The following is a 25,360-nucleotide window of genomic DNA, read 5'->3' as shown; positions in this document are numbered from 1 at the left end:
GTAGATGTTATGCATGCTGCACCCGACATCGCCCAGAATCAGTTCAGCTTGGTACATATCTTCAGGCTTCATAGTTCTCTCGTCTCTGCACCAATGAGATACGAGCCGCCTGGATTGTCCAGCTCTCTCTGCATATTCCAGGTGAGTCCATCCCTTAATGTCAAGAAAGCGCTGAAGCTGGCATCTCCCTCGAGAGACGCGCAAATGGTAAGCTCCTTTCATCTTTTAGGAAAGAAGGTGTGAATGCAGAAAATTATACCATTTATTACGCGCTTCGTCTCTAAGTCGGACAAACATCATAAAAAGGGGCCGATGTTAACTATGGGTAAAATAAACAGAATGATGTCGATCAGGGAGCACCGCAAGATCGCGGGACTAACTATCCGAGAAGCGGCGCATCTGATCGACATTCATGTAGATGACCTTATGAACTTTGAGGCGGACAGTAGAGATGCGCCTTGTAGCATCGCATTAAAACTTTGTCGGCTATATAGCATCGCTACAGTTGATCAGTTTTACGTGGGCGTCGATCCCATAGCAAAGGCATTCAAGAACTACCGTCTAGCATCTCAGACATTGCCCACCAAGTTACCCACCTAATGCCCCCAAATGCTCCATATCGTTACTGATTTTTGCATTTTCCCTATTTATCTCTACTATTAAAGTGCTAGTGTTACCGCCTGTTTCCTCTCATTACGGTTCATAGTATTTAAACCGCACCCAGATTCATGAGTGGGAACGGGATCAGTATCTGACGCTGTACTAGAATGACGAGCTTGACTCGCGCATCGCATTTCCGCGATGAATAACGAACGGGCATGATACGGGGCTTATTAGAGCCTGCATCATGCCCGTTTTTTATGTGTATCCACATTGTTGGAATCCTCGCCCATTCCGCACTAGGACGCTTGCCCGCGCATACAATGCCATCATAGCGACGAACGAAAGGGTGTGCCGCATGCATGGCTGGGAAAATCGTGCGGAGGAACGAGGCGTTTCGGGTAAGCGGCCCGATTCTCGCTCAAGTGGCCTCTTATATGATTCCTTTCTACCGCAAAATCGCCGGCAGCCGGAGTTATGCGCTGCGTTGGTCAAAGGCGGTTAGGCAAGGCGATTTGGATACGCTGATCAAGATGTTCAAAAAGGTCGCGCCGATGGCGAAGTATGACAGCTTCTCGGTGAACGGCATCGGGTATTTCATTGATTTCGCGTTTCCGGCACCGACCGTACTCTATTCGAACGGCACGACGATTCCCCCGGGCACGGTCCAATTTACATTCTCGACGCCCGTTCATCAAGCCCTCGCAAGAGCCGTCCTGCCGTTCTATTGCAAGCTGTCTAATTCGACAACGTATGCGAATGCGCTGGCTGCCGCGATTCGCGCGGACAATGCCGCGCGCGTTCGCTGCCTCGTTCGACAACAAGTGAGGACGACGGCGTTGAAGAAGATACGGATCGACTTCTCGGGCGTGGAATTGAACTTTAAGTTTACGAGGTGCTCGTATACGTACCGTAATTTATTATTCCGGGAAATCGCAGGTTAGGTGACATGAAGAGGCACGGTATCCGGAGTTCGAAATGCGGAGTATGATGAGCGATAAATGAATCCTGACAATAAAAGAGCCGCCGTGCATATGAGCCGGCGGCTGCGCTGCTATAGCGTGCGTGATATTAATGGATATCGCGGAAGAGTCCGATGACCTTGCCGAGAATGCTGACGTTGCGCAGTCGGATCGGTTCCATTGTGGAATTCTCCGGCTGCAGACGAATGTGGTCCTTCTCCTTATAGAAGGTCTTGACCGTCGCTTCGTCGTCTTCCGTCATCGCTACGACGATGTCGCCGTTGGAGGCGTTCTGCTGCTGACGGACGATGACGTAATCGCCGTCATGAATGCCGGCTTCGATCATGCTCTCGCCGATAACGTTAAGGATGAATACCGTATCGTCGCCGACCTTGTCGGCAGGAAGAGGGAAGTAGTCTTCGATGTTCTCCGTCGCGGTGATCGGCACGCCGGCGGTAACTTTGCCGACGACAGGCACTTTGGCAATGGCGAGCGGGAACGGAATCTCGTTGTTGTCTTCGCCGTCCAAAATCTCGATTGCGCGCGGCTTCGTCGGATCGCGTCGAATCAGGCCTTTCTTCTCCAAGCGGTCCAGGTGGCCGTGAACGGTCGAGCTGGAGGCGAGTCCTACGGCTTCGCCGATCTCGCGGACGGAAGGCGGGTAGCCTTTATCCTTAACTTCCGTCTTGATGAATTCTAGTATCGCCTGTTGGCGGTTTGAAAGTTTCGACACCGGAATCACTCCAAAGGTTCATTTGTGTAAAATTATAGCACAGAACCGGAGTTCGTACAAACATAAGTTCGAGAAAACATAGGTTCGCATATGCGTGCGAACAAACGTTCTAAAAGTTGTTGACTGCAAACGGATGTTCGTGTTATTCTGGATTCACGATAACAGAACAAACGTTTGGGGTGCTGATCATGATGCAAACAATATCTTCATACTCAACTGCTTATACAGAACAACCGGCCGCTGTGCGTAGAACCCGCAGCTCGAAGAATAGCCGTAATACGATGAAAGACCGTGCAGTGGAGCGCGTGCTTGTCCGTCTCGCGGCTGCTTCTCTCTTCTTCGTACTGCTCTTCGTCGGCTTCTCTTTATTGACAGGACATGCCGACGGCGAACGTCCTGCCGAACCGGGCGCGAATGAACAAGTGATTATCGTAGGCTCGGGAGATACGCTCTGGCAGATCGCGAGCAGCGTACGGAAGGATGGCCAGGATATCCGCCGCATCGTATTCGATTTGCAGCAGCGCAACAACTTAAGCTCGAGCGAGCTGGAAGTCGGGCAATCGTTAATCATACCGGCAGCCAATTAATACGGCGGCTGGCCGATAGGGATGAGAGACTGAACGGATGCCGTTCGGTCTTTTTCTATTTCTTCCGTCAATCCTTGTACCGACGGCGCTTCGGCAGACCGCTTCACCTTGACAATGGGCGAATAAAAATGTCAAAGTAAAGAATGTGATGTTGGCCTGAAAGACGAGAGGAGATAGTAGGCAGGATGGAGAAAATCATCGCTCGGATCAACGAGCTTTCCAGAAAAAATAAAACCGTCGGATTAACGGACGAAGAGATCGCGGAGCGCGACGAACTGCGCCGCATTTATTTGGACAACTTCAAGCGTAATTTCCGCAATCAGCTCGATACGATCAAATGGGCGGAAGACGAGGAAGCGCAGGATAACGGCGGTTCGATCAAACATTGATCGCATCGCATGAAGCCGGGTAGGATTGCCTGTCGCTGCCGCTTCCCGCGCGGCGTTAGCGAACGGCACTACGATATGATCTAAAATTGGGAGGGGAACCCGAATGCAATATCGGCGACTGGGCCGCAGCGGACTTGCGGTTTCGGAACTGTGCTTGGGCACGATGACCTTCGGCAATACGACGAATGAAACGGATTCCATTACGATGATGCACGATTTCCTGGATCGGGGAGGCAATTTCCTGGACACGGCCAACGTCTACGTGCAGGGCCGATCGGAAGAAATCGTCGGGAAAGCGATCAAGAACCGGCGTTCGGAAGTCGTGCTCGCTTCCAAAGTGCGAATGATGACAGGCGAGCATCCGAACAGCGGCGGCGTCTCGCGCAAGCATATCATGGACGCGATCGATGCAAGCTTGAAGCGGCTGGATACCGATTATCTCGACCTCTACCAGGTCCATGTCTGGGATCAGGCGACCCCGATCGAAGAGACGCTGCGCACGCTGGACGATTTGATATCGGCGGGCAAGGTTCGCTATATCGGGTGTTCGAATTTCTTCGCCTGGCAGCTCATGAAGTCTCTTGCCGTCAGCGACCGCGACCGCTACGCGCGGTTTGTTTCCATTCAGCCGCAGTACAGCCTCGTCAGCCGAGAGATGGACCGCGAGATGCTGTCGCTCTGCTTGGAGGAGAACGTGGGCATTATTCCTTGGGCTCCGCTCGGCGGCGGGTTCCTGACAGGGCGCTATACGCGCGAGGAGCCGACAAGCGGCCGGTTGACCTCGAAGCAAGGCGAGAGCTCGTGGGCGCTTCGCAACACGGATAAGAACTTTGCCATCCTCGAAGCCGTGCAAGCCGCAGCCAAGGAATTGGACAAGACGCCGGCACAGGTTGCGCTCGCCTGGCTGCTGCGGCGCGAAGGCATTACGTCGCCGATCTTCGGGGCAAGCACGCTGGCGCAGTACGAAGAGAATATGGGCGCGGTCGGCTGGGCGATGCCGGAATCGGTCTGGAACCGGCTGAACGAAGCCAGCGCGCTTCCGAGCGAATATCCGAACCGCTTTATCGCCAAGTTTGCGCGTCCGTTATAATCCTGCGCATGCAGGCGAAATGCAGAATGTATAGAGATTGTTAGGGGGACCATCCGTGTCAAGATCGTGGCAGCGTAAAGTACAGAAAAACCAGTCCGACATCAACAAGCAGCGCAAGAAACGGGGACAAGCCCCGCTTATGTCGGCGGCGTCCGGCAAGGAAGCGCTGGATACATACAAGGGACGCAGCTATCTCATGCCGGCGTTCCTGCTGCTGTTCATTCTCTTCTATGTTATCGTGACGCTCAATGCAGAAGCGTTTAAGCCGGACGATACGATGTTCTGGGTTACGATCGGGTTATATATCGTGCTCGCCGGCGTGTTCACGCTGCGCAGGCCGTATTTGGCGGTGGGCCGGGATTTCGTGCGTTCCCGCCGTTTCACCGGTGACCGGAGCGTGAGCGCCGGCAGCATCAAGGGCATTACCACGCAGAAGGGCTACGTGATCATCGAGCAGCACAAAGGCGGCAACTGGGTATTCTCCCGCGTCATGAACCGTTTCCCGACCGAGGCGATGGCCGTGCGGCTGAAAGCTTTTGCCGAGCAGCATGGAATCCCGTTCACCGACAAATAAGAGAGTGGAGTGCAGAAGATAAGATGGCAAAACTAGCGGTTCTATTTGATTTGGACGATACGCTGCTGTGGGACGACCGCAGCGTGCAGGAAGCGTTCGACGCGACCTGCGAAGCGGGCGCGGCGGCGGCCGGCGTAGACGCGAAAGCGCTGGAAGAGGCGGTCCGCCGCGAAGCGCGCGCGCTCTACGAGTCGTACGAGACGTTCCCGTTCACGAAGATGATCGGCATTAACCCGTTCGAAGGCTTGTGGGCGAATTTCCTCGAAGGCGAGCAAGAGGAATTCCGCAAGCTGCAGCAGCTTGCACCGGGATATCGGAAGGATGCCTGGACGCGCGGACTGCTCGCTCTTGGCATCGACGACGCCGGGCTCGGCGCGAAGCTCGCCGAGCAATTCCCGGCCGAGCGCCGCAAACGTCCGTATGTGTACGAAGAAACGTTCGCCGTGCTCGACAAGCTGAAGGGGAACTACAAGCTGCTGCTGCTGACGAACGGTTCGCCGGATCTGCAGCGCGAGAAGCTTGCAGGCGTGCCGGACATCGTGCCGTATTTCGATCACATCATCATCTCCGGCGAATTCGGCAAAGGGAAACCGTCCGCGGATATTTTCCGCCACGCGCTGGAGCGCCTCGGCATCGAGCCGGAACACGGCGTCATGGTCGGCGACAAGCTGACGACGGACATCCTCGGCGCCAACACGATCGGCATGACGTCGGTATGGATCAACCGCCACGGCATGCAGCGCAACGATGAAATCATTCCTACGCATGAAATCAAGCATTTGGAAGAGCTGCTGCCTCTGCTGGTCTAAGCAGTTAGACGGTCAGGAAATAAGGGTGGCTGTGCATTATTGCAGCTGCGAATAGCTCACAGCATTATATAACGAAACAAAAAGGAGACCTATCCACAGACAGGTCTCCTTTCTCTTATTGTAAAACAAGCGAATAGCAAGAGCGAGGAGCGACCGCAGGTCGTTCCTTCCGCGAATGCTATTTCGCGAACGCCGGATCTTCGACGTTATGCGCGATCCAGCCGTCCTTCTCGATGAACAGACGAACGGCGATGATTTCGCGGTTGTCCATCAGCGTGAAGAAATGGTTCTTGTTCTCCGGCACGGAGATGACGTCGCCGGCTTCCAGCTCAACGTCGAAATAACCGGTGTCCTCGTCGCCTTTAATAATGAAGATGCCGCGTCCGGATACGATGCCGCGGATTTCGTCTTCGGTATGCGTATGGATCTGCTCGAATTTCTTGAGCAGTTCGTCGATGTTCGGCGTTGCGTCCGACAGCGAAATGACGTCCCAGATTTGATAACCGCGGCGTGCGGCCAAATCGCGGATTTCGGCGTCGAATGTCGCCAGAATCGTCGCTTTCTCTTCGTCGTTCAGCACGAATTTGTCCTGAAGCTCAGCCGGAAGCTTGGATGCATCCCAGTGTTCGTAGAGTACTTCTTGCTTGTCAAGAAAAGCACGGACGTTTGCTTCGCCAGTGATGCGCTCGTTGGTGTTGCGTACACGTATTTCTGCCACTCGAATCCCCTGCTTTCAATATGAAATCGTAATTCCGATCAGAATAATTATAAAGCATTCCGATTGCGCTGTCGACAGACGGACGAAGCTTTCGAACTGGGGCGGAAATGCCTTTTCACAAGGGTCGAATTCTGGTAGAGTATAGGGAAATGATTTTTAGCCGGACCTTGAGCAGGGCCTGAAAGACAGGTCCGGCTGCGGGCGGCAGCTTCGGAAGGGAAGTGCATCGATGACGAAACCGACGATACAGGAAATGCTGGCGAAGCGCATTCTCATCTTGGACGGCGCAATGGGAACGATGATCCAGCAGCGCGACTTGGGTCCCGATGATTTTGGCGGGGAGGAGCTGGAGGGCTGCAACGAGATGCTCGTGCTGACCCGTCCGGACGTTATACAAGACATCCACGAGCAATATTTGGCCGCAGGCGCGGATATTCTCGAAACGAATACATTCGGCGCGACGAGCGTCGTGCTGGCGGAATACGACATCCCGGAGAAAGCGCGCGAGATCAATCTTGCCGCGGCGCGCCTGGCGCGCGCGGCGGTGGAGAAATATTCGACGCCGGACAAGCCGAGATACGTCGCCGGCGCGTTCGGACCGACGACCAAGACGCTTTCCGTTACCGGCGGCGTAACGTTCGACGAGCTGGTCGAGAGCTATTACGAACAGGCGCTGGCGCTGATCGAAGGCGGCGTCGACGCGATGCTGCTCGAGACGTCGCAGGATACGCTCAACGTCAAAGCGGGCACGATCGGAATTCACAAGGCATTCGAGGAAACGGGCATCACGCTGCCGCTCATGATTTCCGGCACGATCGAGCCGATGGGCACGACGCTTGCGGGACAGAACATCGAATCGTTCTATATCTCCCTGGAGCATATGAAGCCGATCTCGATCGGCCTGAACTGCGCGACGGGCCCGGAATTCATGCGCGATCATATCCGCTCGTTGTCGGAAATCGCGCGTACGGCGGTCAGCGTCTACCCGAACGCGGGGCTGCCGGACGAGAACGGCCACTATCACGAATCGCCGGCTTCGCTCGCGAAGAAGGTTGCGGATTTCGCCGAGAACGGCTGGCTGAACATCGCCGGCGGCTGTTGCGGAACGACGCCTGAGCATATTCGCGCGCTTGCCGAGACGCTGGCGAATTACGAGCCGCGCAAGCAATATGGCGATCATGCGCCTGCCGTATCCGGTATCGAGACCGTGTTCATCGAAGAGGACAACCGGCCGATCATGATCGGCGAACGGACGAACATTTCCGGCTCGCGGAAGTTCAAGCGTCTGATCAAGGAAGAGAGGTTCGACGAGGCGTCCGAAATCGCCCGCGCCCAAGTGAAGGGCGGCGCGCATGTCATCGATATCAACCTGCAGGACACCGATATCGACGAGGCGTACGCGGTGCACCGGTTTCTGCCGGAAGTCGTGAAGAAGATCAAAGTGCCGCTCATGCTCGATTCGACCTACGATCATATCATCGAGCTCGGCCTGAAATATTCGCAAGGCAAAGCGATCATCAATTCCATCAACCTCGAAGACGGCGAAACGAAAATCGAGAAAATTTTGCCGCTCATTCACCGTTACGGCGCAGCGGTCGTCTGCATTCTGATCGACGAACGCGGGCAAGCGGTTTCGCGCGAAGCGAAGATGGAAGTGGCGACGCGCTCGTACGAGCTGCTGACGGAGAAATACGGCATGCAGCCGGAGGATATCATTTTCGACCCGAACATGTTCCCGGTCGGCTCCGGCGATCCGCAATACATCGGTTCCGCCGTCGAGACGATCGAAGGGATCAAGATGATCAAGGCCAAGTATCCGCGCGCCAAGACGATTCTCGGCCTCAGCAACATCTCGTTCGGCTTGCCGGATGCGGGCCGCGAGGTGCTGAACTCGGTCTACCTGTACCATACGACGAAGGCCGGGCTCGATTACGCGATCGTGAACACGGAGAAGCTCGAACGTTACGCGTCCATTCCGGAAGAAGAGCGCCGTCTGGCGGAAGACCTGATCTATAACACGAATGACGAGACGCTCGCCGCGTTCGTCGCCGCGTTCCGCGAGAAGAAGGTCGAGAAGAAGGAGAAAGTGTCCACGCTGACGCTGGAGGAACGGCTGGCTTCCTATGTCGTGGAAGGCACGAAGGAAGGCTTGTTCGTCGATCTGGACGAGGCGCTCGGCAAATATCCGCCGCTCGATATCATCAATGGCCCGCTCATGCGCGGCATGGAAGAGGTCGGACGGCTGTTCAACAACAACGAGCTGATCGTCGCGGAGGTGCTGCAGAGCGCCGAGGTCATGAAGGCGTCCGTTACGCATCTGGAGCCCCATATGGAGAAGGCGGAATCCGCGGTCAAAGGCAAAATCATGCTCGCGACCGTCAAAGGCGACGTGCACGACATCGGGAAAAACCTGGTGGAAATCATTTTGTCCAACAACGGTTACAAAATCATCAACCTCGGCATCAAGGTGCCGCCGGAGCAAATAATCGAAGCGTACCGCAAAGAACCGGTCGACGCGATCGGCTTGTCGGGTCTGCTCGTCAAGTCGGCGCAGCAGATGGTCGTGACGGCGCAGGATTTGCGCAATTCCGGCATCGACGCGCCGATTCTGGTCGGCGGCGCGGCGCTTACGCGGAAATTCACCAAAACACGGATCGGTCCGGAATACGATGGCCTCGTGCTGTACGCGAAGGATGCGATGGACGGACTGGATATCGCCAACAAGCTGATGGACAAGGATCACCGCCGCTTGTTCGAGGACGAATTGGCCGCAGCCAAAGCTTCCGGCGTCTGGGAAGAGGAAGAGAAGAAGCCGCTGCCGGAACTGACGCGCGCGGTCAAATCGAATATTTCGCCCGACGCGCCGGTGTATATCCCGCCCGATCTGGACCGGCATGTGCTCCGCAATGTGCCGATTCCGCATATCGTGCCATACGTGAACATGCAGATGCTCCTTGGGCATCACTTGGGTCTGAAAGGCAATGTCGAAACCTTGCTGAAGGAAGGCAACGAGAAGGCGGTCAGCCTGAAGGAGACGGTCGACGGCTTGCTGAACGAAGCGGCGAAAGGGATGCTGAACGTTAACGGCATGTATCAATTCTTCCCGGCGCAGTCTTCCGGCAACGACATCATCATCTACGATCCGAAGCAGCCGGGCACGGAAATCAAGCGCTTCACGTTCCCGCGCCAGCTGGTGGAACCGTACCTCTGCCTGGCGGATTACTTGAAGTCCGTGGAAAACGGCGTCATGGACTATGTCGGCTTCCTCGTCGTCACGGCGGGCGAGGGCGTTCGCGAGAAGGCGAGCGAGGCCAAAGACAACGGCGACTATCTGCGCATGCATGCGCTGCAGTCCGTAGCGCTTGAAGTGGCGGAGGCGATGGCCGAGCGCGTCCATCATATCATGCGCGATACGTGGGGCTTCCCGGATCGTCCGGACATGACGATGAAGCAGCGGCACGGCGCCCGCTACCAGGGCATCCGGGTGTCGTTCGGTTACCCGGCCTGTCCGAACCTGGAGGATCAAGGGCCGCTGTTCGAGCTGATGCGTCCCGAGGATATCGGCGTGCAGCTGACGGAAGGGTTCATGATGGAGCCGGAAGCTTCGGTATCCGCGATGGTGTTCGCGCATCCGGAAGCGCAGTATTTTAACGTCGAGAAGGTTTAAGCGAAGGCAAGATACCCTCCGAAGCATGGTATGAACCGTGCCCTTCGGAGGGTATTGCTATAGAGATGCCTGGCAGCATCAGAATGGGAGGGAGTAGCTTGCAGCTCATATTTCTCGGGACCAGCGCAGGAAGGCCGACACGCTCCCGCAACGTGACGTCGATCGCCTTGTCGCTGCCTGAACCGCATTGCGGCTTCTGGCTGTTCGACGCGGGCGAGGGCACGCAGCACCGGATGCTCGGCAGCAAGCTCAAGCTGAACAAGCTGGAGCGGATTTTCGTCACGCACCTGCATGGCGATCATATATACGGTTTGCCCGGTCTGCTAAGCAGCCGGAGTTATTTCGAAGGCGCGGGTCCGTTAACGATCTACGGGCCTCCCGGCATACGGTCGTACTTGGAACAAACCTTCGAGTTGACCGGCGTTCATCTGGGCTATGAGCTTCATATCGTCGAGATTGCCGAAGGCGAAGTCGCCGCCGACGAACGTTATCTCGTGGAAGCCGCCGCGCTCGAGCATCGTCTGCCGTGCTTCGGCTACCGCATTACGGAGCGTCCGCAGAGCGGTCAATTGAACCTGAAGCGGCTCGCCGAGCTCGGCGTTCCGGCCGGGCCGCTGTTCGGCAAGCTGAAGCGCGGAGAAGACGTAACGCTGGAATGCGGCACGACGATATCGGCAGCCGATGTCGTCGGCCAACCGCATCCGGGCCGCGTCGTGACGATCCTCGGCGACACGCGGCCCTGCGAGAATGCGGTGAAGCTCGCCTGCAGCGCCGATCTGCTCGTGCACGAAGCGACGTTCGCCGGCGGGCTCGAGGAGAAGGCGGCCGCGTACGGTCATTCGACCTTCACGCAAGCCGCCGAAATCGCCAAAGCCGCGAACGCCAAACGGCTTGTGGTGACGCATTTCAGCTCGCGCTACGACGACGAGGAAGTCGCGGAGCTGGCGAATGGCGCGAAGGCGATTTTCGAACGGATCGAGCCAGCCGTCGAAATGGCGGAAATCAACGTGCCGAGGCTGCCGCTTACAAATTCGTAACGTACTCCGAATCTTCGCCTGACAGTCCGCTGGTACGATGATGGCGCAATCATCAACGTACAGCAGACGAAGGGATGAGGAGACATGGATACCGGAAGTCATCTGTTGTTTGGCGCTACGTTAGCGGGTTTGGCCCTTGCGGACCCTGCCGTCGCCGCTCATGCCGAGCTGCAGCATGCCGTTCTCGCGGCCGCGCTGCTTGGCAGCCATGCCCCGGATTTCGATTCCGTCATGCGGCTGCGCGGGCCTTATGCTTATATTCGCAACCACCGGGGCATCACGCATTCGCTGCCTGCGCCGCTCGTCTGGGCTCCCTTGCTCGGCTTGCCGATCGCATGGCTGTTCGGCGCGCAAGCGTGGAGCGGCACCGTCATGCTGTGGACGTTCATTGCGGTCTGCTTCCACATCATTCTCGATTTGTTCAACGCATACGGCGTACAATGCCTGCGGCCATTCACGCGCAAATGGCTGCATCTCGACGCGCTGTGCCTATTCGATCCTTATTTGTTCGCCGCGCACGGGATGGCCGTCCTCCTGTGGCTGTTCGATTATTCGCGCGCGACGGCGGTATTCGAGTTCGTCTATGCCATGACCGGCGCGTACCTCCTCTGGCGGCTGGTCGTGCACCGCAAGGTGCTGGCCAAGTTATGCGCCTATTATCGGACGGAGGCGTCGCAGGTGACGATGCTGCCGACGTTCCTCGGCACCGCCTGGCAGTTCGTGATCGACCGCGGAGACGAGTACATGACCGGCTACTATCAATTCGGCCGCGTCAACGAAGCGGCGTACCTCCCGAAAGCTAAGCCGGACAGCTTGACGGAAGCGGCGAAAGCGACGATGGCCAGCGAAGGCGTGCGCGCGTTCCATCGCTTCTCCGATCGAATCCACGTGAACGTGCAGGATTTGGTCGACGGCTATCTCGTGACGTGGAGCGACGTGCGCTTCTGGCATCATCGCCGGATGCCGTTCAGCGCAGCGGTAACGCTGGACCGGAACCTGAACGTGCTCAGCGACCGGCTGGCCTGGAACAAGAAGTCGTGGGAGCCGCCGTTCGTGTAATCGGACCGCAGCTAAGACCCTGAGGAAAGAGGCGAAATTCCGCCGAACTTTCCTTGAGGGTCTATTTTCGTTAAAAGTAAGTTTGGGCATTAAGCCTAGGAAGATCGCCGCCTGAAAAGTGTGTCCGCGCCAGCGGACGAAAACGAGCCGACGCTGAAGGAAACTTCGAAGACGGCCCAAGGGGAAGGCACGCTCCATCCGGGTCCAGGGGCGGAGCTCCTGGGGTCCCCCTTAAGAGAAGGGGGATTTAGGGGGTTGTGAAACGCCTTTTGAACTGAACCCCTTTAGGTTATGAGAAGGTTAGGGGTAATGGAGGCGGACGAGACTCTAGCCAAGCGAACAGATATTCGCTAAAATGGTGCATATAAGAGGTGAGCCGTCCATGTTCAAAAAGAAATCGCTGCCGGAACTGATCGACGACCTGCGCAACAACGAGAACGTCATCCACTGGCATGAAATAAATCCGAAAGAAGCGAAGACGAAGCCCATGCCGGAAAGCGTCGATCCCCGTATCCGGGAGGCGCTCGCGAGAAGGGGCATTAACGAGCTGTATACGCACCAGCATTCCGCCTACGAAGCGGTCGGCAAGGGCGAGAACATCGTCGCCGTCACGCCGACGGCGTCCGGCAAGACGATGTGCTACAATTTGCCGGTGCTGCAGGCAATCGCCGCGGACAGCACGAGCCGGGCGCTCTATATCTTCCCGACGAAGGCGCTGGCCCAAGACCAGAAGAGCGAGCTCAACGAAATCATCGCCGAAATGGGCATCGATATCAAAAGCTACACCTACGACGGCGATACGTCGCCGGCGATCCGTCAAGTCGTACGCAAAGCAGGCCACATCGTCATTACGAATCCCGACATGCTGCACTCGGCGATTTTGCCTCATCATACCAAATGGGTGAGCCTGTTCGAGAATTTGAAGTTCATCGTCATCGACGAGCTGCATACCTACCGCGGCGTATTCGGCAGCCATGTCGCCAACGTCTTGCGGCGGTTGAGACGGATCTGCAATTTCTACGGCAGCAACCCCGTCTTCATCTGCACGTCGGCGACGATCGCCAACCCGCGGGCGTTGGCCGAGCAGCTCACGGGCAGTCCGATGCGGCTGGTCGACGACAACGGCGCGCCGAGCGGGAGGAAGCATTTTGCGTTCTACAATCCGCCGATCGTCAACAAGCCGCTTAACATCCGCAAGAGCGCAACGGCCGAAGTCAACCAGCTGGCGCGCGATTTTCTGCGGAACAAAATCCAGACGATCGTGTTTGCCCGCAGCCGGGTGCGCGTCGAAGTCATTTTGAGCCATATACAAGATTTGGTGCGGAACGAAATAGGGACGAAATCCATTCGCGGCTATCGCGGGGGCTACCTCCCGGCGCAGCGCCGGGAAATCGAGAAAGGGCTGCGAAACGGCGATATTCTGGGCGTCGTCAGCACGAACGCGCTGGAGCTTGGCGTCGATATCGGGCAGCTGCAGGTATGCATCATGACCGGTTATCCCGGCAGCATTGCCAGCACGTGGCAGCAGGCGGGCCGGGCGGGCAGGCGGCACGGCGAGGCGCTGATCGTCATGGTCGCCGGCTCGACGCCGATCGACCAATATATCGTACAGAACCCGGACTACTTCTTCGAGCGTTCGCCGGAATACGCGCGGATCAACCCGGAGAACCTGATCATTCTCGTCGATCATCTCAAATGCGCGGCCTACGAGCTGCCGTTCAAGGAAACGGAACAATTCGGTCCGCTCGACGTGGCGGACATTATGGAGTATCTGGTCGAGGAGCGGGTGCTGAACAAGAATAAGGACACGTTCTATTGGGCGAACCTGGCGTTCCCCGCGAGCAACATCAGCCTGCGCTCCGCTTCGCAGGAGAACGTCGTCATCGTCGATCAGACGCAGACCGGCAACGTCGGCATCATCGGCGAAATGGACCGCTTCAGCGCCATGACGCTGCTGCACGACGAAGCGATCTATCTCCATCAGGGCGTTCAGTACCAGGTCGAGAAGCTCGATTGGGAACATAAGAAAGCGTATGTGCGCGAAGTGGACGTCGAATATTATACGGACGCGAACCTGGCGGTGCAGCTCAAGGTCCTGGAAATCGACCGCACCAGGGACAGGGACTACGCCGCCATCCATTACGGCGACGTGACGGTCAACGCGATACCGACGATTTTCAAGAAAATCAAGCTGTCCACGTTCGAAAATATCGGGTCGGGGCCGATCCATCTGCCGGAGGAGGAGCTCCATACGAGCGCAACCTGGCTCGAGCTGAAGGAAGTCGACCCGGCGATCGGCACGAAGACGCTGGAGCAGCTGCTCCTCGGCATCGCCAACGTCATGAACCACATCGTGCCGGTGCTCGTCATGTGCGACCGCAGCGACGTGCATGTAGCCGCGCAAATCAAGGCGAACCACACGGGGCTGCCGACGATTTTCATCTATGACCATTATCCGGGCGGGATCGGTCTGGCCGACGATGTCTACAAACGGTTCGACGAGGTCAAAGCGGCCGCGATCGACTTGATCCGCAGATGCCCGTGCGAAGACGGCTGCCCGTCATGCATCAGCTCGGAAATCGAGGGCATGAACGCGAAGAAGAAGAGTTTGCAGTTATTGGAGGGATTGTAGTATGCCGCGTCTTGCATTCGTCTATCATCCATGCGAGCTTCCGGTCAGTACGCAGCCGTTCCGCCCCGCGCGGAAGGCAGGCAATCCGCGATGAGCGGGCTGAGAGACAAGCTGCTGCGCCTGCGCAGCGCGCAAGCCGCGCAGGCGGAGCGGTTGGCGGGCATGGTCGAGACGCCTGCCCAGGCAGCCGAGGCGGGCGCGGACGGCGGCGCAGCAACGGGCGTAAGCATGAGCGGAGCTAGAGTCGTCGTTGAACCGCAGGCACAGCAAGTACAAGCCATCGAAAGCGCAACCGCCGACTCGCCTGTTGGCGAAGGCGCTGGCGCGTTCGCCGGCGATATGTCCGCCTCCGTCGACCTAGCCGGCAGCGACGAGCGAGAGGATGTGCTGGAGCCGGCATGGGGCGAGATCGGGGTACGGCTCGTGCGGACGCCGGAAGGCGATTTGCTCATTCGGGAATGCCGCTATCCGTTAGCGCACCGTCATGGCGCGCATGCGCTGGAGGAGCTGCTTGAGGCGCAGCCTGCGCTGTCAGCATTCGACGAGGCGAACGCCAAGCAAAGCAAAGGCGTCGAGGCCGGCCGCGTATCCGGCGATAGAGCCGTTCGCGAAGGCATGAACATGCTCTTCCTCGACCTGGAGACGACGGGGCTTGGCGTCGGCGCGGGCAACGTGCCGTTCATGGTCGGGCTGGCTTACATGCAGGAGGAGACGTTCGTCGTCGAGCAAATTCTGATCCGGCATCCGGCGGAGGAGCGGGCGATGATCGGCTATTTGAGCGCGCTTCTTCCGCGCTTCACGCATCTCGTGACGTATAACGGCCGCACGTTCGACTGCCCGGTGCTCTACAATCGGTTCGTGCTGCACGGGTATCGATCGTTCGACTGGCAGCCGGTTCATATCGATTTGCTGCATCCGTCCCGGTCCGTTTGGCGCAATACGCTCGTTTCCTGCAAGCTCAGCCATGTGGAGGAGGAACGGCTCGGCATCAAACGGAACGACGACGTGCCGGGCTCGCTCGCGCCGGCGATCTATTTTCAATACCTGGCTGACGGGAACCCGGAGCCGCTGCACGGCGTGTTCAGGCATAACGAAATCGACATGCTTTCGCTGGCAGCGCTTGCGATCCGATTCGGGCATTTTCTCGCGGGCGGGGTAGGGTCGCGGCTGCCGCTCCCCGAAGAAGCCGAGGAGCTGCTCCGCACGGGATTGTGGCTGGAGCGCATGGGGAGAACCGACCTGGCCGAGCCGCTGTACGCGCGGTTTGCGGTTCATCCGCGACCAACCTTCAAGAGCCTGTGCCTGCTGGCGGAACGCGACAAGAAATGTGGAAATTGGCATCGGGCTGTGTTATTGTGGCAGAAGGCTGTTTTGTTGGCGAGCGAGACGGCAAGACCGGGCTACGAGGCCCATATCGAGCTTGCCATGTATTATGAGCATAGGACCAAAGAGCTCGAGCAGGCGCTGCAGCTTGCCGAGCAGGCATTCGAGCTGGCGGCCATGCGGCACGCGGGCTTGCGCATGGACGGGAAGCGCAGAGCCGAACTCGATGTCATACGCAAACGGATCAACCGACTGCAGCTGAAACGATCGAAGGGGTGAGCGACATGGGGAACAACGACAATCACCTCCGCGGATTGCTGATTGACCTGGATGGCACGCTGTATCATGGGGGCAGGATGATTCCCGGTGCGGATGCGTTCATACGCATGCTGCGCGAAGAGGAGCTCCGCTATTTATTCGTAACGAACAATTCGTCGGCTGCGCCGGAGACGGTCGCGGAGCGGCTGAACGGGATGGGCATCCCGGCCGCTGCCGATGACGTATGCACGTCTGCGCAAGCGGCGGCCGCTTATATCGCGGAACGCAATCCCGGGGCGCGCGTGCATGTCGTCGGCGAATCCGGACTCAGGGCTGCGCTGCTCGAAGCGGGGCTGCAGCTTGTCGACGAGAATCCGGAGCTTGTCGTGCAGGGCATCGACCGTTCGCTGACGTACGACAAAGCTGCCGACGCCGTCCGGCATATCCGGGGCGGCGCGGCTTACATATTGACCAATCCCGATTTGCTGCTGCCGTCGGACAACGGGCTCGTTCCCGGCGCAGGATCGATCTCCGCCTTCATTCAAGCGGCTTCCGGCGTCAAGCCGGTCGTGATCGGCAAGCCTTCCGCCATTCAGATGCGCTTCGCCTTGAAACGGCTCGGACTGGCGCCGGAGGAGACCTGGGTAGTCGGCGATAACCCGGCGACGGATATCGCGGCGGGACAAGCCGTAAATTGTCCGTCGGTGCTGGTATTAACCGGGCTGGCAACAGGCGACAATTATACTGAGCTGCTCGAATCGGCGGGCTGCGAGGCCGACGAGGTCATCGCCGATCTGCACGGTTTGCGGGAGTGGCTGGACAACAAGCTGACCGAACAAAGACAGCGCCGATAGGAAGGAAGTTGCACGCATGCCGGAATATCCGGAAATGGAACATTACCGCAGGCTGCTGGCGGAACGCATCGCCGGCCAGCCGATTACGAAAGTGCTCGTGACTCGGGAGAAATCCATCAATGTGCCGGTAGAAACATTCGAGCGGGAGCTTGTCGGCCGCGTCGTATGGTTCGTGGAGCGTCGCGGCAAAATGATTCTCTTCCATCTCGATAACGGCAAACGGCTGCTCCTGCATCTGATGCTGGGCGGCCTGATTCGATATGAATCCCATACGCTGCTGACGCCGGAAGGACTGCCGTACGAACGGCCGGAGCGCAGCGTTCAGGTGACGCTTGGCTTCCCGGGGGGCGACCTGTGCTTCATCGGCCTCAGGCTCGGCTATCTTCACTTGTTGACCGTGAAGGAGGCGAACGCGCAGCTTGCGGCACTCGGGCCGGAGCCGTTCGATCCGAGGTTGACGCTCGAAGCGTTCAAGGCACGGTTCAAGGGCAAGCGCGGTTCGTTCAAGAACGCGTTCGTCGACCAGCATGTCATCGCCGGCATCGGCAATTGCTACGCCGACGAAATCGCGTTCGAAGCCGAAATTCGTCCCGATGCGAAGCTGTCGGTTATCGAGCCGGATTCGTGGGAGCGGATGTATACTGCCATGCATACGGTGCTGGAGGACGCGCTGGCGCACGGCGGATATATGGAGCTTCCGCTGACGGGCGACGATACGTTGACGGGCGGCTATAACGACCGCTGCCGCGTATACGACCGCGGCGGCGAGAGCTGCCTGCGCTGCGGCGATACGATCGTGCAGACGGAGCTGAACGGACGCAAATTGTTCTATTGCCCATCCTGCCAGAAGGAACGGTGATCGCGCATGCGGGCCGGCGTTCACGTGTCCACGCGGGGAGGCTATCGCGAAGCGGCGAGAAGAGCGGCCGCATACGGCGCACAAGCCTACCAGTACTTCCCTAAGAACCCGCGCAGCCTGACGGTCAAGTCATTCGACCGCGCGGAGGCTCAACGCTGCGCGGCGTATTGCGAAGAGCACGGCATCGTGTCGATCGCGCATTCTCCATACCCGACGAACGTCGCCGCGGAGGATGCCGAGCATCGGGCGCGAACCGTCCTGTCGCTGCTTAACGATCTCGACATCGCCGAAGCGTGCGGATCGCTCGGCGTCGTCGTTCATTTCGGCGTCTACAAAGGACCGGATCCTCTAGAAGGCTATCGCAATGCGGTCGTTACGCTGAGCGCGGTCACGCGGCAGTGGAACGGCAAAGCGAAGCTGCTGATCGAGAACCAGTCCGGCGAGCATACGTTCATGGGCACGACGATGGAAGAGCTAGCGCAAATCCGCGGCTTGTGCGCCGACGCGGACAAGATCGGCTTCTGCCTCGATACCTGCCATTTGTTCGCGAGCGGCGTCTGGGACGGAAGCCCGGATGCGCCGTGGCTGGTGAAAGCGGCGGAGCTCGGCGTCACCCGGCATCTTGCCGCCGTTCATTTGAACGATTCCGTGTATCCGAGCGGCGGGAAGAAGGACAGGCATGCCGTCATCGGGGAAGGGCACATCGGGGAACCTGGCTTAACATGGCTTCTGCGGCATCCGTTGCTCGCGGATACGCCGTTCGTATTGGAAACGCCTTCGGGGAACGACGGCACGCATAAGGGACAATTGGCGCTTATTCGGCGTATGGGAGGCTGAACAGCCGCATGATCAATGTCTATCTGGATGATTACCGGCCATGCCCGCAAGGATTCGTCCTTGCGAAATCGGCGGAGGAATGCAAGCTGCTGCTGGAGCATGAGGAGGTCGGCGTGCTTTCGCTGGATTACGAGCTCGGATGGGGGCAGCCGAACGGGCTGGCCGTCGTGCAATACATCGTGGACAGCGGGCGCTATCCGCGCGAATGTTTTTTTCATACCTCGAGTCCGGCAGGAAGGATCAACATGATCCATCTGCTCACGCAGCATGCGCCGCCTGGCGTCGTCATCCACCATGGACCGATGAAGCGGGAGTAACCTTGGGAGGGGATAAGCATGATCGCATTGCAGGGCATTACGTTTCGTCGCGGGGACAGGCAAATCCTTAATGGCGTTAATTTAACGATGAACAAAGGCGAGCACTGGGTCATTCTCGGCCGCAACGGCTGCGGCAAGACGACGCTGCTCGAAATGATGAACGGCTACGAGTTTCCGAGCTCGGGCACGGTAGAAGTGCTGGGCAACCGGTACGGCGAATGCGACGTGCGCGAAGTGCGCAAAGCAATCGGCTATATCAGCCAATCCATCATGGAGAAGCTGACGCTGCGCGACCCGGTCTGGGAAGTGGTGGCGACAGGCGAGTACGCCTTCCTGCGTTTCTATCAGGAGATCGACGAGGCAGTCCGGTTAAAGGCGCTGTCGCTGTTGGACGAAGTGGGCTTGCTGCATGTCGCCGAGCAGTCGCTTGGTTCGCTGTCGCAAGGCGAACGGAAGAAAGTGATGCTTGCCCGCGCGTTGATGCAGAATCCGAAGCTGCTCATCATGGATGAGCCTTGCGCCGGTCTTGATCTCTACGAGCGCGAGAAGCTGCTGATCGACCTTGGCCGGCTCAGTGAACGAGATATGATGGTCGTGTACGTCACGCACCATATGGAAGAAATCATTCCGCTGTTTACGCATGTCGCCTTGGTGCAGAACGGCGAAATCGTGGCGGCCGGACCGAAGAAGGACGTATTGAGCGCCGAATGGCTGAGCGCCGCGTACGATTGGCCCGTGGAAGTCCAATGGGCGGATGACCGCCCTTGGATCCGGGCATTGTCAGGAGGAAGAAATTAAGTGACGGAATGGATTGGAACCGCGAATCACGGCTTCGCCTCGCTTGCGATGGAAGAGCTGCGCAGAATGATTCAAGGGATTAAAATTACGCAGCTCGTCGCCGGCGAAGTATTTCGGATGGAAGTATCCTTAAGCCGCGAGGAGCTGCTCGAATTGCTGCAGCGTCAAGAACCGATCTTCCTGCGGCATATACAGCCGATCGACCGCATGCTGCCGATTCAAGGCGGATCGGACGATCTGCAGGCGCTGGCCGAGCTTGTCCGGAACGCCCGGATCCGCTGCGAGAACGGAACGACCGCCATCCATCTGCGGCGCGTCGACGGCACGCCGTATCCATACTCCGCAGCGGATACGAAATCGGTGCTCGATGCGGTCATTATGGAGCTCGGCGGAGAAACCGCGATGCAGTCGCCGGATCAGATCCTGTCGATCTTCGCCGGGCGGGACGAACTGTACGTCGGCTGGGGGACGCCGTCCGAACAGCTGTCGGATTGGCCGGGAGGCGCCGTTCGCTTCCAGCGCGAGGAAGGCCAGATTTCGCGAGCGAAGTTCAAGCTGCTCGAAGCGGAGCGGGCTTTCGGACTTTACCTGGAGACGTTCCGGGAGGCGCTCGACATCGGTGCGGCGCCCGGCGGATGGACGCAGCTGCTGCTTGAACGCGGACTTCGCGTCACGTCGATCGATCCTGCCGAGCTTCATCCGAAGCTCGCGGCCTATCCGCGTTTAACGGCCTTAAAGAAGAATGCGTCGGATGTGCGTTTCCCGCCGGACACGTTCGACCTGCTCGTCTGCGACATGAGCTGGAGCCCCATGCAGATGGCCAAGCTCGTGCTCGAGAAGGCCGATGCGCTGCAGGACGGCGCGACCGCGATCATCACCGTCAAGCTGATGCACAAGAAGCCGCTGCAGACGATCCGCGACGTCGTGGCGAAGCTGGAATCGGCGTTCGAGCTGCGCAAGGCGAAACAATTGTTTCACAACCGGGATGAAATTACGCTATACTTAGTCAAGAATGGCTAGCGGATGCTCAATCCGATACCGCCTATAATGAATCATTCCGCACAGGAAAGCATCCTGAACGGACGGTCTCCAGGACTCTGGCACCGTCTTCGTTCAGGATGCTTTTTCGATGTTAGGGGGAGGAAAACGCTTATGGGACAGAAGGAGTTTCGTCTATTCGAGAACGGCGCGGTCGTCGGAGACCGTTACCGGATTCAAGGATTGATCGGCCAAGGCGGCATGGGCGAAGTGTATGCGGCCGAGGACCTGCGGCTGCAAGGCAAGATTCGCGCCTTGAAGGCAAGCCGGGCGTCCGCCGGGTGCGGCCTGCGCACCGCCGAGGAAGCGGGGCTGCTGATGGAGCTGAACCATCCGCATGTGCCGCTGATCGTCGACTATTATCCCGCGGACGAGCGCGACGGCTATGAAATCATGGTCATGGACTATATTGACGGTTTGACGCTGCAAAGGTACTTGGAGCAGCAAGGAGGCCTCGTTCCGGCGGCGAAAGCCGTAGAGATCGGCCTGCAGCTGGCCGAAGCGCTCCGATACTTGCACGGCCGGCAGCCGCCGATCATCCACCGGGACTTGAAGCCTACGAACGTGATGATCGACCGGAGCGGGTTCGTGCGTTTGATCGATTTCGGCATTGCCCGCGTATTCAAACCGGGACAGGAGATGGATACGGCGAGGCTCGGAACGCCCGGGTTTGCCGCGCCTGAGCAGGAGGGGGAACGTCAGAGCGACGAGCGTACGGATATTTACGGCCTTGGCGCGCTGCTGTATTATCTATTGACCGGCGGCGGCAGGATCGATTCTAATGCCGGAGCAAGCGGTCATGGCCTGCATGCATCGAAGGGCATGCAGGCCCTGCTGGGCGGAATGCCCGCGATCGCGGCTGCGATCCTCAAGATGACCGATCCCGATCCGGCAAGCAGGTACGGTTCGATGGAGGAAGTAAGCAGGGCGCTGGGAGATTGCCTGCAAGGCGCTGCGGCGACGGCGACGGCGGCGGCTGGCTCCGCCTCGTCTGCGTTCGACGGCCCGAGCAGGGGAATGGCAGCGCCGGCGACAGGATCGCTTGCCCGCCTAATGTCGCATCGGAATCGTCAGCGCTCCGTAATTGTCGCCTCCTTGTCCCCGGGAGCAGGCGGCACGTTCATAGCGATCACGCTTGCGCATCTGCTGGGTCAAATGAACGGCGCGACCGTTGCGGCCGTCGAGCATCCCGCCCTGGAACCGGAGTGGCACGCGCTTCTCCCGCTGACCGGCAGAGACGGCTATAGCGATTCGCAGCCGGAGGCGGACAACAGATATGCCAAGCTGACTGCAAGCTCTGGCGGCCCGGAGTGGTACCGGCTCGAGCCTTCGGTCCATTCCGCTGCCGGACAATCGGCCGAATTGCAGCTCAAGCATCGCATGATGCTGCAGGCGATTCGCGCCTCGGTCGTCGTGACGGACGTCTCCGGCCGCTGGCTGTCGCCGGAGATGGAGAAGCAGCTTGCAACCTGCGATTGCCTGCTGTTCGTCGTTGACCCATTTCCGTCCAAGTGGACGATCGAGCGGCTGGCGACGGCTGGCCGGATATGCGGCGAGCGCGGCGGAGGCGGACGAACGACGCACTGGATCGCCAACAAGGACGGGAAATTCGGCGCGCGAGCCGAATGGCTGGCGGCGATGCCTGCTAAGCCGAGCTGCTCGGTACCGCTGCTGCCGGCGCAGGAATGGGCGGACGAAATGTGGTGCGGCCGGTGGGCGACCGCGAACAAGCGCTGGCGTTCGCAGCTCGAGCGGGCGTTAGCTCCGGTGCTTGGCTCGTTGGCGGCCAACGTTTAATCACGTTAGAAGGTTCGTCGAGCGTGTTCGGCATTCGCGAGCGTGTTCGGCATTCGCGAGCGTGTTCGGCATTCGAGCTTGGCAAGCTTTTGGCCGGACGCCTGCACGCCGATATGAGCCGTAGTCTATATGGTCAACCAGGATATGGCGCACAAGGATTCAATCGCCTATCGTCGCCCGAGTCTTGTCATTGCGCATGCGCCAGCCGAAGTTCAACGCCGTCAGACTTCTTCCAAGCGCGCCTACTATATCGCTTGCATTGACGGACATGCTTAATTATGATTATGGGAACGGGTCCGCCGGGAACCGTTATAGATTAGAGCAAGGTAGGTGCAGACCAAGTATGAACGAACGCATTCTTGTCATCGAAGATGAAGACGGCATTGCGCGGATTCTCCAGCTTGAGTTGGAGCATGAAGGCTATATCGTCGGCCGCGCTTCGGACGGCAGGAGCGGCCTGGAACAGGCGACGAACGGCGAATGGGATATGCTGCTGCTCGACGTCATGCTTCCGGAGCTGAACGGCATCGAGGTGCTGCGGCGCATCCGGCAATCCGGCAATCCGATTCCGATTATCCTATTGACGGCGCGCGATACGATTCCGGACAAAGTGAGCGGATTCGAGCACGGCGCCAATGATTATATAACGAAGCCCTTCGCGATGGAGGAGCTTCTCGCGCGCGTGCGCAATTTGCTCCGCATTTTCCAGCAGCAGCCGAAGGAGCCGGAAAGCCCGGACGTGCTCAAGGCGGCCGATCTCTCCATCGAGCTCCGCACGCGCAAAGTGTTCCGGAAGGACTTGCCGATCGAGCTGACGCCGAGGGAATTCGAGCTGCTCGTCTATTTGGCGGAGCACCGGAACGAGGAGAAATCGCGCGAAGACATTTTATCCGAAGTATGGGGCTACGATTTTATCGGCGAGACGAATCTCGTGGACGTGTATATTCGCTACCTGCGGCAGAAGGTCGACAAAGGCTACCGGCATAAGCTGATCCACACCGTTCGCGGCGTCGGGTACATGCTGAAGGAGCCCGACGCATGACGCTTCGCCGGCGCTTTACGTTTTTCACCATATTCTGGTTAATTTTTATTTTGATCTTGTTTAATATTTTCGTTTATTTGTTCGTGATCAAAATCACGATCCGCAGCGAAGACCAGCTGCTGACGAATAAAGTGAATATTTTGCTGGAGGATCCGCGCATCAACGACCCCGATCAGCTGGCCAACATGGATTTGCTGCGGGATTACTACAACGTGAGCGAACTGATGCGCATCGTCGACATGAACGGCAAGGTGGTCAATACGCAGGGCTCGGATCCGGAGCTGCTGGCGCTGAAGCCGGATTTCTCCACCAGGCACGATACGGGCATGTTCTTCATCGACGGCCGGCGCGTGCTGTACATGAAGGTGCCGCTCTTCCACAACAACGAAGTGATCGGCACGCTGGAGCTGTATCGCAAGCTGACGCTGCTCGACAGCTACTTGAAGGTGCTGGTCATCGCGCTGACGATTACGAGCATCGGGGCGATACTGTTCGCGATCTTCGGCACCTACTGGTTCACCTCGCGCCTGACGTCGCCGATTCAGCATATGGTGCAGACGATGCGGGAGATCGACCGGAGCGGCAAGCTGCGTAAGATCGAGCTTGCCCAGCGGGATCAATCCGCCGAGCTGCTGCAGCTCGCCAGGGCGTTCAATCAGATGATCGACCGGCTGGACCGGACGTTCGAGCGCCAGAAGCAGTTCGTCGCCGATGCCTCGCACGAGCTGAAGACGCCGCTGACGGTCATCAGCAGCTATGCCGGCATGTTGAAGCGCTGGGGGCGCGACGACGCGAACATCCGCGACGAAGCGATCGAAGCGATCGGCAAGGAATCGCAGCGGCTCCAGAACTTGACGAAATCGATGCTTCAGCTGGCGCAGGCGGAGCAGGAAGACTGGCTCAAGCTGGAAACGTTCAACCTCGTTCAGCTGGCCGACGAGACGGCGGATATGCTGCATATGACGTTCCAGCGGATGATCCGCGTCCATACGCCGAGCAAGCAGGACATCAAACTGAGCGCGGACAAAGAGAAAATCCGTCAGCTGCTCGTCATTCTGCTCGATAATGCGATTAAATACAGCAAGGAGCCGATCGACATCAGCCTGTCGCTGCACAAGAACGTCGTCCGTTTCTCCGTGACCGACAAGGGGATCGGCATTCCCGAGGACGAGATGCCGTATTTGTTCGAGCGCTTCTATCGGGTGGACGGCGCCAGAAGCCGCACGACGGGCGGAGTGGGACTCGGCTTATCCATCGCGAAGCGGATCGTCGATCTGCACGATGGCCAGATCGACGTCTTCAGCAAGCCGGACCAGGGCACGACGATTTCGATCGCGCTTCCGCAAAGAAAATAATACATGCCATTAAATTACGCACGTC

Annotated in this window: 22 protein-coding genes; 20 read left to right on the top strand and 2 right to left on the bottom strand. The window is 58.4% G+C overall.

All coding sequences use genetic code 11. The features are described from left to right. The first annotated feature begins 962 nt into the window (after positions 1-962). Positions 963-1,544: a hypothetical protein gene (locus GXP70_RS18050; protein ID WP_162358122.1), complete on the top strand. Its 582-nt coding sequence runs from the start codon at positions 963-965 to the stop codon at positions 1,542-1,544. Between the two features lie 127 nt (positions 1,545-1,671). Here GXP70_RS18050 and lexA read toward each other — a convergent pair whose 3' ends face one another. Continuing rightward, positions 1,672-2,295 (bottom strand): transcriptional repressor LexA, encoded by a 624-nt coding sequence (gene lexA / locus GXP70_RS18045; RefSeq protein WP_162358121.1) that lies wholly within the window; start codon positions 2,293-2,295, stop codon positions 1,672-1,674. A 281-nt stretch (positions 2,296-2,576) separates the two neighbouring features. On the opposite strand from lexA, the gene GXP70_RS18040 reads away from it, so the two are divergent. From GXP70_RS18040 to GXP70_RS18020, 5 genes are all read left to right on the top strand, one after another. Then, positions 2,577-2,882 carry a LysM peptidoglycan-binding domain-containing protein gene (locus GXP70_RS18040; protein WP_162358120.1) on the top strand — a complete coding sequence of 102 codons (306 nt, stop codon included), beginning with the start codon at positions 2,577-2,579 and terminating at the stop codon, positions 2,880-2,882. A 185-nt stretch (positions 2,883-3,067) separates the two neighbouring features. Further along, a complete protein-coding gene (locus GXP70_RS18035; RefSeq protein WP_162358119.1) occupies positions 3,068-3,271 on the top strand; it encodes a DUF896 domain-containing protein in 204 nt (67 codons plus the stop codon). Between the two features lie 103 nt (positions 3,272-3,374). After that, complete coding sequence (locus GXP70_RS18030) at positions 3,375-4,361, top strand: aldo/keto reductase (RefSeq protein ID WP_162358118.1); 987 nt, start codon at positions 3,375-3,377, stop codon at positions 4,359-4,361. Between the two features lie 55 nt (positions 4,362-4,416). Next, positions 4,417-4,935: a hypothetical protein gene (locus tag GXP70_RS18025; protein ID WP_162358117.1), complete on the top strand. Its 519-nt coding sequence runs from the start codon at positions 4,417-4,419 to the stop codon at positions 4,933-4,935. 23 nt (positions 4,936-4,958) lie between these two features. Continuing rightward, on the top strand, positions 4,959-5,744 hold the full coding sequence (locus tag GXP70_RS18020) for an HAD family hydrolase (RefSeq protein WP_162358116.1): 786 nt from the start codon (positions 4,959-4,961) through the stop codon (positions 5,742-5,744). A 178-nt stretch (positions 5,745-5,922) separates the two neighbouring features. Here GXP70_RS18020 and GXP70_RS18015 read toward each other — a convergent pair whose 3' ends face one another. Next, entirely contained in the window at positions 5,923-6,462 is a 540-nt protein-coding gene (locus GXP70_RS18015; RefSeq protein WP_162358115.1) for a 1,2-dihydroxy-3-keto-5-methylthiopentene dioxygenase, read from the bottom strand. A gap of 229 nt (positions 6,463-6,691) precedes the next feature. Between GXP70_RS18015 and metH the strand changes: the two genes are divergently transcribed. The 14 genes from metH to GXP70_RS17945 all read left to right on the top strand — a co-directional run bounded on the left by metH (position 6,692) and on the right by GXP70_RS17945 (position 25,335). Next, complete coding sequence (gene metH / locus GXP70_RS18010) at positions 6,692-10,129, top strand: methionine synthase (RefSeq protein WP_162358114.1); 3,438 nt, start codon at positions 6,692-6,694, stop codon at positions 10,127-10,129. 98 nt (positions 10,130-10,227) lie between these two features. Next, positions 10,228-11,166, top strand: coding sequence for a ribonuclease Z (rnz, locus tag GXP70_RS18005; RefSeq protein WP_162358113.1), 939 nt, complete (start codon positions 10,228-10,230; stop codon positions 11,164-11,166). An 84-nt stretch (positions 11,167-11,250) separates the two neighbouring features. Further along, a complete protein-coding gene (locus tag GXP70_RS18000; protein ID WP_162358112.1) occupies positions 11,251-12,225 on the top strand; it encodes a metal-dependent hydrolase in 975 nt (324 codons plus the stop codon). A 382-nt stretch (positions 12,226-12,607) separates the two neighbouring features. Then, positions 12,608-14,857 (top strand): DEAD/DEAH box helicase, encoded by a 2,250-nt coding sequence (locus GXP70_RS17995; RefSeq protein WP_162358111.1) that lies wholly within the window; start codon positions 12,608-12,610, stop codon positions 14,855-14,857. Between the two features lie 90 nt (positions 14,858-14,947). Continuing rightward, on the top strand, positions 14,948-16,459 hold the full coding sequence (locus tag GXP70_RS17990; RefSeq protein ID WP_162358110.1) for a ribonuclease H-like domain-containing protein: 1,512 nt from the start codon (positions 14,948-14,950) through the stop codon (positions 16,457-16,459). Positions 16,460-16,464: 5 nt separating this feature from the next. Continuing rightward, a complete protein-coding gene (locus GXP70_RS17985) occupies positions 16,465-17,292 on the top strand; it encodes a TIGR01457 family HAD-type hydrolase (protein ID WP_162358109.1) in 828 nt (275 codons plus the stop codon). A 16-nt stretch (positions 17,293-17,308) separates the two neighbouring features. Next, entirely contained in the window at positions 17,309-18,151 is an 843-nt protein-coding gene (locus tag GXP70_RS17980; RefSeq protein WP_162358108.1) for an Fpg/Nei family DNA glycosylase, read from the top strand. Between the two features lie 6 nt (positions 18,152-18,157). Beyond that, positions 18,158-18,988, top strand: coding sequence for a deoxyribonuclease IV (locus GXP70_RS17975; RefSeq protein WP_162358107.1), 831 nt, complete (start codon positions 18,158-18,160; stop codon positions 18,986-18,988). 8 nt (positions 18,989-18,996) lie between these two features. Then, positions 18,997-19,305, top strand: a complete 309-nt coding sequence (locus GXP70_RS17970; RefSeq protein WP_162358106.1) for a cyclic-phosphate processing receiver domain-containing protein — start codon at positions 18,997-18,999, stop codon at positions 19,303-19,305. Between the two features lie 18 nt (positions 19,306-19,323). Continuing rightward, positions 19,324-20,103: an ABC transporter ATP-binding protein gene (locus GXP70_RS17965; RefSeq protein ID WP_162358105.1), complete on the top strand. Its 780-nt coding sequence runs from the start codon at positions 19,324-19,326 to the stop codon at positions 20,101-20,103. Next, positions 20,104-21,123 (top strand): SAM-dependent methyltransferase, encoded by a 1,020-nt coding sequence (locus GXP70_RS17960; RefSeq protein ID WP_225442462.1) that lies wholly within the window; start codon positions 20,104-20,106, stop codon positions 21,121-21,123. A gap of 132 nt (positions 21,124-21,255) precedes the next feature. Further along, positions 21,256-22,938, top strand: a complete 1,683-nt coding sequence (locus GXP70_RS17955) for a serine/threonine-protein kinase (protein ID WP_162358104.1) — start codon at positions 21,256-21,258, stop codon at positions 22,936-22,938. Between the two features lie 343 nt (positions 22,939-23,281). Continuing rightward, positions 23,282-23,980, top strand: a complete 699-nt coding sequence (locus GXP70_RS17950; protein ID WP_162358103.1) for a response regulator transcription factor — start codon at positions 23,282-23,284, stop codon at positions 23,978-23,980. Next, the gene (locus GXP70_RS17945) at positions 23,977-25,335 is read left to right on the top strand and encodes a HAMP domain-containing sensor histidine kinase (RefSeq protein ID WP_162358102.1); all 1,359 of its coding nucleotides are present in this window, start codon (positions 23,977-23,979) and stop codon (positions 25,333-25,335) included. The genes GXP70_RS17950 and GXP70_RS17945 overlap by 4 nt, the downstream gene beginning before the upstream one ends. Positions 25,336-25,360: the final 25 nt, after the last annotated feature.

The organism is Paenibacillus lycopersici, from assembly GCF_010119935.1.
Classification (GTDB): Bacteria; Bacillota; Bacilli; order Paenibacillales; family Paenibacillaceae; genus Paenibacillus_Z; species Paenibacillus_Z lycopersici.
The sequence above is the reverse complement of the archived record's forward strand: the minus strand, read 5'-3'. Positions and strand labels throughout refer to the sequence as shown.

Bases quoted from the DNA above. Each gene is read 5' to 3' on its own strand.
- GXP70_RS18050 (WP_162358122.1), top strand. From the start codon at position 963: ATGGCTGGGAAAATCGTGCGGAGGAACGAGGCGTTTCGGGTAAGCGGC.
- GXP70_RS17950 (WP_162358103.1), top strand. From the start codon at position 23,282: ATGAACGAACGCATTCTTGTCATCGAAGATGAAGACGGCATTGCGCGG.
- GXP70_RS18040 (WP_162358120.1), top strand. From the start codon at position 2,577: ATGAAAGACCGTGCAGTGGAGCGCGTGCTTGTCCGTCTCGCGGCTGCT.
- GXP70_RS17975 (WP_162358107.1), top strand. From the start codon at position 18,158: ATGCGGGCCGGCGTTCACGTGTCCACGCGGGGAGGCTATCGCGAAGCG.
- GXP70_RS18035 (WP_162358119.1), top strand. From the start codon at position 3,068: ATGGAGAAAATCATCGCTCGGATCAACGAGCTTTCCAGAAAAAATAAA.
- GXP70_RS17990 (WP_162358110.1), top strand. From the start codon at position 14,948: ATGAGCGGGCTGAGAGACAAGCTGCTGCGCCTGCGCAGCGCGCAAGCC.
- GXP70_RS18020 (WP_162358116.1), top strand. From the start codon at position 4,959: ATGGCAAAACTAGCGGTTCTATTTGATTTGGACGATACGCTGCTGTGG.
- GXP70_RS17965 (WP_162358105.1), top strand. From the start codon at position 19,324: ATGATCGCATTGCAGGGCATTACGTTTCGTCGCGGGGACAGGCAAATC.
- GXP70_RS17985 (WP_162358109.1), top strand. From the start codon at position 16,465: ATGGGGAACAACGACAATCACCTCCGCGGATTGCTGATTGACCTGGAT.
- GXP70_RS18030 (WP_162358118.1), top strand. From the start codon at position 3,375: ATGCAATATCGGCGACTGGGCCGCAGCGGACTTGCGGTTTCGGAACTG.
- GXP70_RS17955 (WP_162358104.1), top strand. From the start codon at position 21,256: ATGGGACAGAAGGAGTTTCGTCTATTCGAGAACGGCGCGGTCGTCGGA.
- GXP70_RS17980 (WP_162358108.1), top strand. From the start codon at position 17,309: ATGCCGGAATATCCGGAAATGGAACATTACCGCAGGCTGCTGGCGGAA.
- GXP70_RS17995 (WP_162358111.1), top strand. From the start codon at position 12,608: ATGTTCAAAAAGAAATCGCTGCCGGAACTGATCGACGACCTGCGCAAC.
- metH (WP_162358114.1), top strand. From the start codon at position 6,692: ATGACGAAACCGACGATACAGGAAATGCTGGCGAAGCGCATTCTCATC.
- GXP70_RS18000 (WP_162358112.1), top strand. From the start codon at position 11,251: ATGGATACCGGAAGTCATCTGTTGTTTGGCGCTACGTTAGCGGGTTTG.
- GXP70_RS17945 (WP_162358102.1), top strand. From the start codon at position 23,977: ATGACGCTTCGCCGGCGCTTTACGTTTTTCACCATATTCTGGTTAATT.
- GXP70_RS17970 (WP_162358106.1), top strand. From the start codon at position 18,997: ATGATCAATGTCTATCTGGATGATTACCGGCCATGCCCGCAAGGATTC.